This is a genomic window from Emticicia sp. 17c (genome assembly GCF_037153985.1).
Lineage (GTDB): Bacteria > Bacteroidota > Bacteroidia > Cytophagales > Spirosomataceae > Emticicia.
Genome location: NZ_JBBAYI010000007.1, coordinates 37,713 through 50,684, shown reverse-complemented (window position 1 = coordinate 50,684; position 12,972 = coordinate 37,713). Strand labels below are relative to the sequence as shown.

General features: G+C 40.1%; 8 protein-coding genes. 4 read left to right on the top strand and 4 right to left on the bottom strand.

The features are described from left to right. Positions 1–23 precede the first annotated feature (23 nt). Together WAA15_RS14290 and ald are read right to left on the bottom strand one after the other, a co-directional pair. Complete coding sequence (locus WAA15_RS14290) at positions 24–653, bottom strand: ribonuclease H family protein (RefSeq protein ID WP_337043463.1); 630 nt, start codon at positions 651–653, stop codon at positions 24–26. A gap of 120 nt (positions 654–773) precedes the next feature. After that, positions 774–1,886: an alanine dehydrogenase gene (gene ald / locus WAA15_RS14285; RefSeq protein ID WP_337043462.1), complete on the bottom strand. Its 1,113-nt coding sequence runs from the start codon at positions 1,884–1,886 to the stop codon at positions 774–776. Between the two features lie 287 nt (positions 1,887–2,173). On the opposite strand from ald, the gene WAA15_RS14280 reads away from it, so the two are divergent. From WAA15_RS14280 to WAA15_RS14265, 4 genes are all read left to right on the top strand, one after another. Continuing rightward, positions 2,174–2,632 (top strand): Lrp/AsnC family transcriptional regulator, encoded by a 459-nt coding sequence (locus WAA15_RS14280; protein ID WP_337043461.1) that lies wholly within the window; start codon positions 2,174–2,176, stop codon positions 2,630–2,632. A 98-nt stretch (positions 2,633–2,730) separates the two neighbouring features. Next, positions 2,731–4,023 (top strand): glutamate-1-semialdehyde 2,1-aminomutase, encoded by a 1,293-nt coding sequence (gene hemL / locus WAA15_RS14275; RefSeq protein ID WP_337043460.1) that lies wholly within the window; start codon positions 2,731–2,733, stop codon positions 4,021–4,023. A gap of 114 nt (positions 4,024–4,137) precedes the next feature. Continuing rightward, a complete protein-coding gene (locus tag WAA15_RS14270) occupies positions 4,138–5,043 on the top strand; it encodes an outer membrane protein assembly factor BamD (protein ID WP_337043459.1) in 906 nt (301 codons plus the stop codon). Positions 5,044–5,135: 92 nt separating this feature from the next. Continuing rightward, a complete protein-coding gene (locus WAA15_RS14265) occupies positions 5,136–5,441 on the top strand; it encodes a DNA-directed RNA polymerase subunit omega (protein WP_337043458.1) in 306 nt (101 codons plus the stop codon). Between the two features lie 139 nt (positions 5,442–5,580). On the opposite strand, the gene tamL is transcribed toward WAA15_RS14265, so the two are convergent. After that, positions 5,581–7,947, bottom strand: a complete 2,367-nt coding sequence (gene tamL, locus WAA15_RS14260) for a translocation and assembly module lipoprotein TamL (RefSeq protein ID WP_337043457.1) — start codon at positions 7,945–7,947, stop codon at positions 5,581–5,583. Further along, positions 7,944–12,893 (bottom strand): translocation/assembly module TamB domain-containing protein, encoded by a 4,950-nt coding sequence (locus WAA15_RS14255; protein WP_337043456.1) that lies wholly within the window; start codon positions 12,891–12,893, stop codon positions 7,944–7,946. Before WAA15_RS14255 ends, tamL begins: the two co-directional genes overlap by 4 nt. Positions 12,894–12,972: the final 79 nt, after the last annotated feature.

Genomic DNA, 12,972 nt, shown 5'->3' with positions numbered 1-12,972 from the left:
TAAGCTATTATTTAGCTTTCAGTTTATTTTCTTCCGAAATCGGCTGGATTTTCGCCCCAATATTCAGTTTCCCATTTCAGTACTTTATTGGGATAAGTATTGGTTTTCAGCCATTTTTCGGCTCGGTCAATCAATTCAAATACCTCTGGGTTTCCTTGCGATTCATCAAGTTTTGTGTTGGCTTTCTTGTTTCTTACCCAACTAATGGCAGTACGGGAGTCAGAATAAATCGGTAAAACCGAATTATGCTTTTTTAAATGCGCCAATGCGTGTACAATAGCCAGAAACTCACCAATGTTATTGGTAGCTTTCGGGAAAGGTCCTTTATGAAAAATTCGCTCTTTGGTTTTCAGGTAAAAACCCTGATACTCCATATCTTTATTAACTGAGTTCCATGCGGCGTCAACCACAATTGACTCAACAATAGGAGGAGGAAAAGCCTTTGCAGGGATTTTCATCTGTTTTTGTTCGGCTTTCTGGGTATATTTCCAATAATTTTCTTTCAAGGCTTCTTCTGCCTCTTTCTTATTATCGAACGATTTATATTTGGCTCCCTGAAACCCCTCAACCTGCTTTTTGCATTCATCCCATGAGTCAAAAACACCCGATTTTCGGCCCTCCCATACAGTATAAAATTTCGGTTTCTTTTCCATGCTGCAAAAGTGCAAATTTTATGGGCAAAAGTAAAACATCGCTCATAAATTCCAAGCCACAAAAAAACCTCTTCCATTGCTGGAAGAGGTTATATTTAAGACGACATAATGCTTAGTTTCTTATAAAACAGTTTCTACCTCGCTTAAATCTAAGCCAAATGCATCGGCTACACCTTTATATACCACTTTACCGCCTACTACGTTTAATCCTTTTTTAAGTTCTTCGTTTTCAGTACAAGCCTTTTTCCAACCCTTATTTGCCAACTGAATAGCATAAGGCAGTGTAGCGTTAGTTAAAGCAAGTGTAGATGTATAAGGTACTGCACCCGGCATATTAGCCACACAATAATGCACTACGTCGTCAATAACGAAAGTAGGGTTCTCGTGTGTAGTAGGAGTACAGGTTTCAATACAACCTCCCTGATCAACGGCTACGTCTACGATTACTGTACCCGGGCGCATATCTTTCAACATTTCTCTGGTAATTAAATGCGGGGCTTTTGCTCCCGGAATTAATACCGCTCCTACAACCAAATCAGCCTCACGGATAGCTTCGCGGATATTATAATGGTTCGACATAATAGTTACCACATTTTGTGGCATTATGTCTGACAAATATCTTAAACGTGGCAAGCTCACGTCCATAATTACTACTCTGGCCCCTAAACCGGCAGCCATTTTTGCAGCTTGTGTACCAACAATACCTCCACCCAATACCAACACCTTCGCTGGTGGCACACCCGGCACACCTCCTAATAAAATTCCTTTACCTTTCAATGGTTTTTCCAGATATTTAGCACCTTCCTGAATAGCCATACGACCTGCCACTTCCGACATCGGCACTAGCAAAGGCAAACTACGGTCGGCCTTTTCAACGGTTTCATAAGCTAAACAAACAGCCTGTTGTTTAATCATGGCGTGTGTTAGTTCTTCTGACGATGCAAAGTGGAAATAAGTAAATAGAAGCTGGTCTTTCTTGATAAGGCTATACTCTGAAGCAATCGGTTCTTTTACCTTGATAATCATTTCAGCAATGCCATAAACTTCTTCGATAGTTGGTAAAAGGTTGGCACCTGCTTTGGTGTACTCCTCATCCTGAAACCCACTACCCTCGCCTGCTGTTGATTGAACATAAACTGTATGACCGTGTTTTTTTAATTCTGCAACCCCTGCTGGAGTAAGGGCTACTCTGTTTTCGTTGTTCTTGATTTCCTTAGGTACTCCGATTATCATTCTCTTGAAAGTTTGTTGATGAAGTGTATCAATCTGTTAAACAGTATAAAAACCGTAACAATTGAAGTATCTTAGTTTATTGATGAAGTATAATTGCGAAACAAAATTAATAGATGGAGAAAATATTTTTCCTATATTTAAAAAAATAAGAAAATATTTTCCTTATTAACTCCATTTACAATAAATATTTCTTTAACTTAGGGCATATTACTGAATGAAAAGAAAATTTTTCTGTCAGCATTTCTACCATTTAACTGCCTTCATTTACATAAACATTTTTTGAGCTTATGATGATTGATGAAACCGACCGGAAAATACTGCGTTTGTTACAAGAAAACGCTCATCTGACTTTCAAAGAAATTGCGCAACAGATTAATCTGTCGCTTACGCCTGTGCATGACCGTATTAAGCGGATGGAACAAGATGGTATTATTGAAAAGTATGTATCTATTCTGAACAAAAAGAAACTTGGTAAAAATCTGACGGTTTATTGTCAGGTTACACTGATTAAACAAACGCATGATACGTCGGAGGATTTCAACCAGTCGATTCTGGATTTACCAGAAGTAACCAGTTGTGACTTTGTATCGGGTAGCTTCGATTACCTGCTCAAAATTGTTGTTCCTGACATGGACAGCTACCATCAGTTTCACCAGCAAAAGTTATCGGTTTTGCCGAGTGTGTCGCTTATCCATAGTTTTTTTGTGATGTCGGAGGTAAAAAGCACTACCGTACTTCCTATTTAAGTGGTAGTTAGTAATATGAAATAAAAAAACGTTTTCTTGATTGCTAATTCTTCACGAAATTTGCAGCCATTTTGAATTAAACCATAAGTATCGGCCTCATGATAACTCAAACAAGCGAAGCCCTTTTTGCGAGAGCAAAAAATTTTATTCCCGGTGGGGTTAATTCCCCAGTCAGAGCTTTTAAATCTGTTGGCGGAAGCCCAATCTTTATTAAAAAAGCGAAAGGGGCCTATATTTTCGATGAAGACGATAATCGTTATATTGAATTAATTAACTCGTGGGGGCCAATGATTTTGGGGCACGCCTACGAACCCGTAGAAGAAGCTGTAAGGCAGGCCATTCAGCATTCGTTCTCGTTTGGCGCACCTACCCGTAAAGAAATTGAAATGGCCGAACTGATTGTTGACATGGTTCCATCTATTGAAAAAGTCAGGATGGTAAACTCTGGAACAGAAGCCACAATGGCTGCCATTCGGGTTGCCAGAGGTTTTACAGGTCGCGATAAAATAATCAAATTTGAAGGCTGTTATCATGGGCATGGTGACTCGTTCCTGATTGCCGCTGGCAGTGGTGCTATCACGATGGGAGTACCTGACAGCCCGGGGGTAACCAAAGGTGTAGCAAACGATACACTCACGGCTCCGTTTAACAACCTAGAGGCGGTTCAAACCCTTGTTGATGCCAATAAAGGCCAGATAGCAGCCCTGATTCTTGAACCCGTAGTGGGTAATATGGGGTGTGTATTGCCACAGGAAGGGTATCTGGAAGGCTTGCGCGAGCTTTGCACAAAAGAAGGAATTGTGCTGATTTTTGATGAAGTAATGACAGGCTTCCGTTTGGCTAAAGGTGGCGCACAGGAAAGGTTTAATATTATGCCTGACCTTACTACTTTAGGCAAAATTATTGGCGGAGGTATGCCCGTAGGTGCTTACGGCGGGCGCAAAGAAATTATGGACTGTGTATCTCCACAAGGCCCTGTGTATCAGGCCGGAACATTATCGGGGAATCCGATAGCAATGGCAGCAGGCTATGCCATGCTGACCCACCTGAACGAACACCCAGAAGTATATGCACAACTGGAAGAAACTGGCCATAAGATTGTGGGGGGAATTCGTGAAATTTTAAATAAACTAGGCTTAAATTATCAGATTAACCACATTGGGTCAATGTATAGCTTGTTCTTTACAGAAACACCCGTGGTTGATTTTGAAACAGCCAAAACGTCTGACATTCCGGCTTTCAGCAAATACTTCCATGCTATGCTTAATCAGGGGGTTTATCTGGCTCCTTCGCAGTATGAGGCTTTGTTCCTGTCAACAGCCCTTAGCAGCGATGATATTCAGGCGGTGCTGGCGGCAAATGAAGCTAGTTTAAAGCAGATAAAAGGCTGATTTTTACACAAAAGCTAATTTAATAGGATATATTCAGGAATAAAAAACGATATAAAAATAATTATGCTTATTTTTTCGTTCTGAAAGCATATATTTTTTATTATCTTTGCACCCATGTTTTTGAAAAGACCATATACCGCCCTTTTATTGATTCTCATTGTGTTGTCTTCGGCTTGTTCGAGCAAGTTTTTGAAGTTACAGAAGAAAGGTACAACCGAAGAAAAATACAAAGCGGCCATTGATTATTATAAAAAGGGCGACTACTATAAATCTGGTTTGCTCTTTGAAGAAATTATTCCTTTATTAAAGGGGGATTCGCTGGCAGAACAGGCACAATTCTTTAATGCTTATTCTCAGTTTCAGCAAAAGCAATATAGCATGAGTTCTTATTTGTTTAAGAGTTTTTATGCTACTTATGCCAATAGCCCTTTAGCCGAGGAAGCCTTTTATATGTATGCGTATTCGATGTACAAGGATTCTCCGAATTTTAACCTTGACCAGACCAATACGCTAACAGCTATTGATGCGCTTCAAACGTTTATCAATAGTTTTCCGACAAGCAAATATGCCGAAAACTGTAATCAGCATTTGATTGATTTAAGGCACAGGCTCGAAGAAAAGGCTTACGAAAAGGCTAAACTTTATTACAAAACAAGTGGTGTTACCATTGCTAACTTTAAAGCAGCAGTAGTAACTATCGATAACTTTCAGAAAGATTTTCCAGACTCTCAGTATAATGAAGAACTGGCATATCTGAAAGTACAATCTCAGTACGATTTGGCTAATGTGAGTTTTGAAAACAAACAGAAAGAGCGTTATCTGGATGTACTGAAATTTTATGAAGAATTTATTGACGCCTTCCCTAAGAGCAAGTATATAAAACAGGCACAAAAAGCCTATGACGGTGCAAACAAGCAACTGGAAAGAATTGCGAAATTAGAGCAGGAAGTAAAAGAACTTAAAGCAAAACAAGCAGCCGAAGCCCAAAAAGCTGAAGCTGAAAAAAAGACAGGAGAATAGGTAAAAACAGCCCCTAGCCTCTAAAAGGGCTTTTTTACTTTAAACATTATACATAAACACAATACCCCGTTAGAGGCTGGGGTTTTTATATTATGGCAGTAAATCCTTCAATAGTAACACGCGACGTAGACAAATTAGCCGCTAAAACGGGTAATGTTTACGAATCAGTATTTATTGTGTCGCAACGCGCGAGACAAGTGGCTGTTAAAACCAAAGAGGAATTGACACAAAAACTCGCCGAATTTGCTTCAAATATTGATAATCTGGAAGAAATTTTTGAAAACCGTGAACAAATAGAAATTTCACGTTTTTATGAGCGTCAGCCAAAACCAACGTCTATTGCACTTGACGAATTTGCAGAAGACAAAGTGGAACACCGTTGGAGAGACGAAGAGTAAATCATCTTCTGGTTGATGTAACAAAGTATATGAACGAGGCAATAGTTTAACTGTTGCCTTATTTTTTTACTGATTTTATTATAGCAAAAGTCCTTCTCGTATTAATGAACGAGAAGGGCTTTTGCTATATAATATTGTATCAGAAAGGATAATCAACGGCTATGCTTAGAATCAGGTTTTCTTGCCTCCAGGCTTTTCTTGAGAAATCTATGTCTTTAAAAACCCAGCGTTCTCCGGCAGGTAGCCAGGGTTTTCGGAAAGGCGTAGCCAAATCGAAACGTAGCTTAATATAACTAAAATCCAGACGCAAGCCAAGCCCTCCGCCAACAGCCAGTTGTTTGTAAAATTCTTTGTCGAATTTAACGCCGCTATCAAGATAGAACGAATTACTAGGATCATATTTGGTTAGCCACACATTACCTGCATCTACAAAAGCCGCCAGATTTATATAACTGCTCACTTTCATCCGAAGTTCTGTATTTCCTTCAAGTTTAATATCACCATACGAACGGTAACCAAATATAGAAACCGTCAGGGAGTCGGCATAATAATTACCCGGCCCCACTGCACGCGCTCTGAACGCCCTCAGGCTGTTGCTTCCACCGACAAAATATTGTTTAACCTGCGGTAGCTGGAATGAATTACCATACGGCAGCCCATAACCAAGTACCAGTCTGTTTGCCAAACGGATATTAGGCGTAAAATCATAATAATATCTGGCTTCGGCATCAAATCTTATATATTGTTCATAGGCAATGCCAAAAAGTAGTTTCGGCGAAGTTTCATCACTCGATTTTTTAGCAAACAAGCTACCAATATTCCCCGCAATATCTACCCCCCCTGAAAAATAAAAGAAATGACGATTATTGTTTCTTTGCTGAGGTGTATAAGTGAATGTGTAATTACCCCCGAGAATCAGGCGATTTTTCAAAATATCCAGATAACGACCAATATCCAGAGGATTAGGGCTACTGAATATTTTTCTTACAAACTCTTCGCTGATATCTTGGGGTTTTACCAGATTAATAGAAAATGGCGTAAGGCTATGCAATACCCTCGGATTTGGTCGCCATTCGTACCCCCATGAACCTGAAATTGAGGTAAGTTTATATTGAGTGTAGCTATATGTGGTGCTATCATCGTTATAGGCTACACCTCTTTGTAACAACCTGCTATATGCTAGTGTCAAGTTGGTTTTAGGAAGTGCCTGATTACGCGCCGGATTTACTCTGTAAAAAGGGATTACAAACCTCGGGAACGATAAATTAGCTGTTGCCCCGTACTGATAGTAGTTGTTGAGGTTGGTCAGTTTACGGCCACTCATCTGAATATCGGTTCCTACATTGATACCTACATTAAGAATTTCAGCCCCTTTAAACAGGTTCCGGTTCGACCAGTTTAAGGCAAATTGCACACCCACCAAGCCATTCGATTTTGACGAACCATTTATTTCAGAACGCAAGGCTTTCTTTTTCAGGGGTGTCATGTCATAATGAACGTCTATCAAGGCGGAGTCAGAGCGTGGTACTAACTCAAATCGGTTACGAACAAACTTAAAATTACGGAGGTTAATTAACCGTGAAAGAGAGGCATCATGCACGGTGCTGCTATAAACCATTCCAGACCGGAAACCAATGGCATCGTTAAATACCCGTGGCCTGTATGTACTGGTAATGTCTGATATTTTCAACTGCTTATAGTCAACATAGTTGATGTGCGTTGTATCCGTGGCATCGGTATTTACATAAATATCATGAATATAGTATTGTTTTAAGGCCGTCTGGCTTACATTCGGTTTTAGTTCAACATACAGATTCACTTTATAGTTTTTCAGGTTGGTATCAGCCTTTACAATGAGGTAGTCGGGGCGAAAAAAATAGAAGCCTCGACGTTTCAAAAACTGGTCTATTCGTTCACGCTCCAGTTTAATTACCTCAAAGCGGTAGGGGGTTTCTTCACGTAGTAGTGTTCTTTTTTCTGCCATGAAAAAGTTTTTCATAAAAAGGCTACTATCTTTTTTTACAAACGCTACACTACTAATAGTGTAACGGGGTTTAAGATAAACCGTGAAAACACTCTTGGCTTTTTTGCCATTAACCACCAACTCGCCACTTGAGGTTGAGCGAAAATACCCTTCATTATTCAGGAAGTTACTAATAATACTGGTGCTGGTTGTTACGGCTCTTTTGTTAGCTAATACAGGTGCTTCGCCAAAACGTTTTCTGAAAAAGCTCTTGAAGCCTTTCTCTTTCTTAGGCTCTCCGAACAGGTAGTAAAACCATACTTTATACGGAAAACCCAAAATAGTACTATTGGGCTTAGGCCGGATAATTTCTTCCACTTGCCCCTGTACTTGTTTTGATTGTGCTTTCGTAATAAGCGTATCGGCTTGGATTTTTACTTCTGCCCCTGTGTATAAGCTCTCTCCGGCAGGTATATGCTTGGTAACCGAACAGCTCCATAAGCCTATCATGCTCAATAATAGTATGTATCTGGCTGCTCTCATTTTTTCCTGTTATCCTTTTTTAATAATTCTTTAAAACGTTCGTAGTCGAGGGTTACGGCAAAACTCACGCCTGTTTCCTGTACGTAGCCATCCAGAATAAAAAACTCATTCTTACGATAAGCCCTGAATATGTAGCGGCCGTCTTTAGTAAGATTATAGTTTAAAGAGATATTATCGAAAATTTCGGTTGAATTTTTCTGTATCCCCGTAGTGTTTTCCAACTGGAAGTTCCGCCCTACTGATACGGTCAGACGGTCGTTAAGAAAAGCCTTACTTAAACCTACATTCAGGTCTGTTCTGTTTCCAACTACTCCTGTTTGCCCTGCCAACAAAGCCGAATTCAAATTAAAGTCTAGTTTTACACCTTTTATGAGGTCGCCAGCCAGTACGTTCAACTGGTCGGTTAAGAGCTTGCTTACACTCTGGCGGGCAATGGCTTCGGCATTGATACCGGAGAAGAAGTCAGACGATTGCTCGCCAGAAAAACGACCTAATATCAGTAACGAAAACACCTGCTTATTCATAGCCACAGGGTTATTGTCGAAGCTGCCAAAAACAGCATTATTCTCTACAAAATTCTTCACGTCGCTTGTGGCTCTTTTATCGTCAAGCACAATATCAAAATCAATGGTTGGGTTCGATAAATTACCCTGCATTTTCAGTAAAACTTTTACAGGCACTTTACCATAAACCTTGGCGGCATCGTTAAGCGAGGTAAGTTCAACATCGATCGGATACGCGGCTGTAATATCAATCTGGGCCTTCATAGGGTCGCCGGTCCATAAGAGTGTACTACCTTTCTCGATGAGAAACTGACGTTTCAAGACTTCAAAAGTTAAATCATACTGACCTGAGGTAAGTTCGTACAGACCAAAAATATAGAACTCTCCACTTGACGTAATACCTGTATTTAGTTGTACATTTCCTTTTACTTTCAGGTTGTCGCCATTTACTTCATCAACCACAATAGTCAACTGAGATTTGTCATCGGCCTCTATATTGAGTGCCATTTCGGACGCAAAATCATAAGTTGTTTGAGTAGCTGTGCTATCTTTCAGCGTATCAGCAACCGGATTTTTCATGTTCACAAACTCAACAATGCCATCCGTTTCAGTTTCACCAATTGATTCGTCGGGGATGATAACTGTTATATCGCTTCCTTCTTTTAATTTAACGTTTCCTTCAATTGATGGCTTGGCTCCTACCCCACGCACATTCAGGTTGGCATCAATAAAGCCTTTGCCATAAAAGAAATCGTTGTCTTTCCGGCTTCCGTTCAGCACCATAAAGTTCTGTGCATCTATATCCAGCTTATACGTAAAGTTGGGTATATTTTGAATGTTCAGATTCCCGTTTACTTGCAGCTTCTGCCCTAGCGTATCGGCAATTACGAGCTTATTGAATTTAATATCGCTATTGTCAAAAACAATTACCTGATTAGTAAAAATGTATTTAGAGCCTAATTGTGTAAGGCTCAGCGAAACGCTATCGAACCGTATTTCACCGGAAATAGATGGTTTGGTTGGTTGGCCCGTCAGGTTTAGTTTTCCGCGTAAATTACCTTTGGCATTTTTTAGTTGTCCAAAGCTGAAAGCCTGTACTGTTTCGGCCCCGAGTTTATTTATATCAATTTTAAAATCGAGCGCATTTTTAGATTTCAGCAAATAATTTCCGCTTACCTGAATATCATTTTTATTACTAATAATAGATGCTTTAGTTGTGATTCTATCGGCTGATTCGTTTGATGCCTTTACCGTCAGGTTTCCGATTGGTATTTGTGTAAAAGTAAAGTTCTTAATAACGAGGTCTCCTGTAAATGCCGGTGAATCCATATAGTTCGACAGTTCGAAATTACCGTTCAGCTTACCCCCTGCAAGGGTTGAATCAAGGGTGGCAATTGTCACAAATGGTTTAATATCGAGGCTATCGATAGTTACTTTTATGGGCGAGTTAGGCTGAGTAGCTGTGCTGTTCACCAACAAGCGTTGCCCGTTACGAGCTAACAAAAACTGTTTTACATAAAGCCCCTGATTACTGTATTCGATATAACCTGTCGAGTCAGACTGCCACTCTTTGTAATCTATCAGTGTACCTTTTTCGCTCAGGTTAATGCGGTATTTCCCCTCAACCGATTGCAGACGCGTAGCAAAAGCGTAACGGTTTTTATTGACCGAATCTTTCAGTACCACATTAGTTGTAAGTGTGTTGTTGGCTATTTCTCCACCAAGCGACGTACGTCTGATTTTAAAATCTGACACGTTTATTTGCCCCACACTTCCGGTATATGTTGCTTTATTGCCCACTGCAAATAGTTTCAGGTTAGCATTACTTACACTTGATGAATCATACTCAACTAACGGAACAGCCACTGCTGCTTGCAAGGTGGTATCTTTCCGGCTATCAATTTCAGCTACGATTCTGACGGTATCGAGTTTTGTGAGGGCCGGTACAAAGGTCTGAATAACCGGATGTTGATTAATTTTGGCATTTAAACTCAGGTGATATGCTTCTGATACAGGTGTATAAGTTACATTCGGAACCGTAAAATATTTATTTACCTCTGTAAGCAAAATATCAGGCAGACGTGTATAATCGAAATTTCCTTGCACATGGGCATTCAGGAAAGGCGATTTCAGGATGGCATCGCGGCCGTCGGCCACATTTCTGATAGACAGATGCGTGGTATCGAGTGGTATTTTTTTTCCTGCGGTTTCAATAACAGCATCATTAATGCGTACATCACCGAGGGGGTCGTTAGGGTCGGTCGATTTTAAATCAACTTTTATATTACCTTTTATCTTGAGGTCTTCGCCGTAAAGGTTAAGTTTTTTCAAATCAATGTTAGCAATTGATACATCGCCTTGTATACCCGGATACGGCTGTGACAAATCTATTCTGGAAATCAGTTTAAAATCGGCGTTAGGGTCATCCAGCGACGCATTAACATTGGCAATCTGATTCTGAATGTTACCTTTCAAAATCAGGTTATTATATTCATAGCCTTTCAGTACGGCCTTCTCTGCCGTTCCGTCAAAAGTAGCATTCATGGTTTTAGGGTCAATACCTGTGCCTTTGGCATTGACTGTGAGCGTAAGTTTGCCTACATTTTCGGGCTGCTTAATAAATTTGCCGGCATCAAAATCTTTCAAAGTAAGTTTGCCGTCATAAGCCTGATTACTACCTTTTACAAAATTTTGCAAATTACCTGCGAAAGCGGCTTCGCCGAGGTCTGAATTAAGTGAAGCATCTACCTGAAGGTCGTCGGCCTTTCCTTTCAGTTTGCCTCTAACAGTTATTTTTTCGGGTATCTCTATCGACTCCGGCAAAGTATTAGCACCTACCAATTTAATAATGTCTTGTTTGGTGGCACTTACCTCATCAATGTCAAGATTAAGACCCAGCTTATTCATGTCTGGTAGCCCTGTAATATTTCCTTTTGCCAATACTTTGGTAGCGCCAAAGCCAGTTATTGAAAGTTTGGGTACAGATAAATTATTTACTTTACCAGTAAAAACTCCGTCGGCTTTTATGACATCATTTTTGCTATCTTTAAACGTAGGGTTATCGGCTAACGAAGGCACTAGTAAAAGTAAATCACGAACGGCCAACTGGCTTTGTTTGATACTGGCTTTAACCCGAATATTTCCAAGATTATTACTTAAATCGGAGATGGTATCATATTGCATCACTACCTCGTCGCGAATCACAGTTTGGGGAGTTTTGAGGAAAAAATTCCTCAACCCTATTTCTTTGTCAGAGTAATTGAAATTGGTTGTAAGGTTTTGAAGCACTAAACCACTCCGCTCAGTAAAAGTGCCTTTGGCTAACTGACCAGCAATTTTATTAGGGCTATATACAAAATTGCGTAGCACAACTCCCAGATTTTTGACATCAAGATGTGCATAATCAAGCCCTTTGGGTTGTGCAGCTGTATTGTTATCGTCGTAACGTAAGCCTACATTATTTATCTGAATATCGCCAACCATTGCCGACCACCCAGCACCGTTGCTAGCTGTATCGGCAGGTGCTTTGGCAGCGGGTGCTTTTTGGGGTTGCTTGGCCAGTTCTACATAAGCATTCGTATTTTCGAGAGAAACTTTCTTTAAAATTACTTTCTGGCTATTGAGGTAAATTTTGTCTCCTTCGCCTATTAAACGGCCAAGATTTACGCCATTTTTGAGGCCGTCTTCTTCACTTTCGAGCGACCAACTGAAATTAGCCAGATTTATTTTGCCTAAATTCAGGTCGAGTGTGTCGGTTGGAGTGATGGGCTTGGATGCACTTTGAGTTGTTTCTTGTGTGCTGACTTTCAGTGGTTTATATAGTCTTAACTTGGCCAAACCGCCATCGCCTACCATATTTGCCAGATGATATTGCGACTTAACGATATTAAACTCGCTGAATTCGGTTTCCATATTTTTCAGGTATACGTCGGCGTCGGTCCCTAGTACAGCATCTTTGTATGTTATACGCACATTATTTAGCTTTACGTGCTTTAAACTGATATCGAAAGGGTCAGAAGAGGAGGTGGTATCGACGGGTTCGTCCGAAATAAATGCTTTAAGAATATAATTAAAATTGAAGGTAGTATCGGGCAATGTACGGTTAATTTTGACCCGAATCTGCTCTAGTTCTATCTGATTTAGCTTTAAATTGCTGCTTAGTAAACCCAGCATATCAAGGTCAACATGCATTCGTTTTCCAGCAAGCAGGGTATCTTTTTTCTGGTCCTGAATATAAACACCTTCCAGCGTAATCCAGTCAGGAATACGAAAACGAACTTTTTCTACCGTAACGGGGGTACCTAATTTTTCACGCAGATACGCAACAGCTTTTTTGGTCAGGAAATCTTGCCCAGTAGGTGATTGTATAAAGACAAAGACTAATCCTATCAGTGCAAAAATTCCAACTATCAACCATATTAAAATGCGCGTGAGTCGTTTCATCAAAAATTATATGGGCTTCCGGTGTGTAAAGTATATACTTTTAACGAAAATATCAAAGAGTTAATCTGATGTTTTCTAT

Bases quoted from the DNA above. Each gene is read 5' to 3' on its own strand.
- WAA15_RS14290 (WP_337043463.1), bottom strand. From the start codon at position 653: ATGGAAAAGAAACCGAAATTTTATACTGTATGGGAGGGCCGAAAATCG.
- ald (WP_337043462.1), bottom strand. From the start codon at position 1,886: ATGATAATCGGAGTACCTAAGGAAATCAAGAACAACGAAAACAGAGTA.
- WAA15_RS14280 (WP_337043461.1), top strand. From the start codon at position 2,174: ATGATGATTGATGAAACCGACCGGAAAATACTGCGTTTGTTACAAGAA.
- hemL (WP_337043460.1), top strand. From the start codon at position 2,731: ATGATAACTCAAACAAGCGAAGCCCTTTTTGCGAGAGCAAAAAATTTT.
- WAA15_RS14270 (WP_337043459.1), top strand. From the start codon at position 4,138: ATGTTTTTGAAAAGACCATATACCGCCCTTTTATTGATTCTCATTGTG.
- WAA15_RS14265 (WP_337043458.1), top strand. From the start codon at position 5,136: ATGGCAGTAAATCCTTCAATAGTAACACGCGACGTAGACAAATTAGCC.
- tamL (WP_337043457.1), bottom strand. From the start codon at position 7,947: ATGAGAGCAGCCAGATACATACTATTATTGAGCATGATAGGCTTATGG.
- WAA15_RS14255 (WP_337043456.1), bottom strand. From the start codon at position 12,893: ATGAAACGACTCACGCGCATTTTAATATGGTTGATAGTTGGAATTTTT.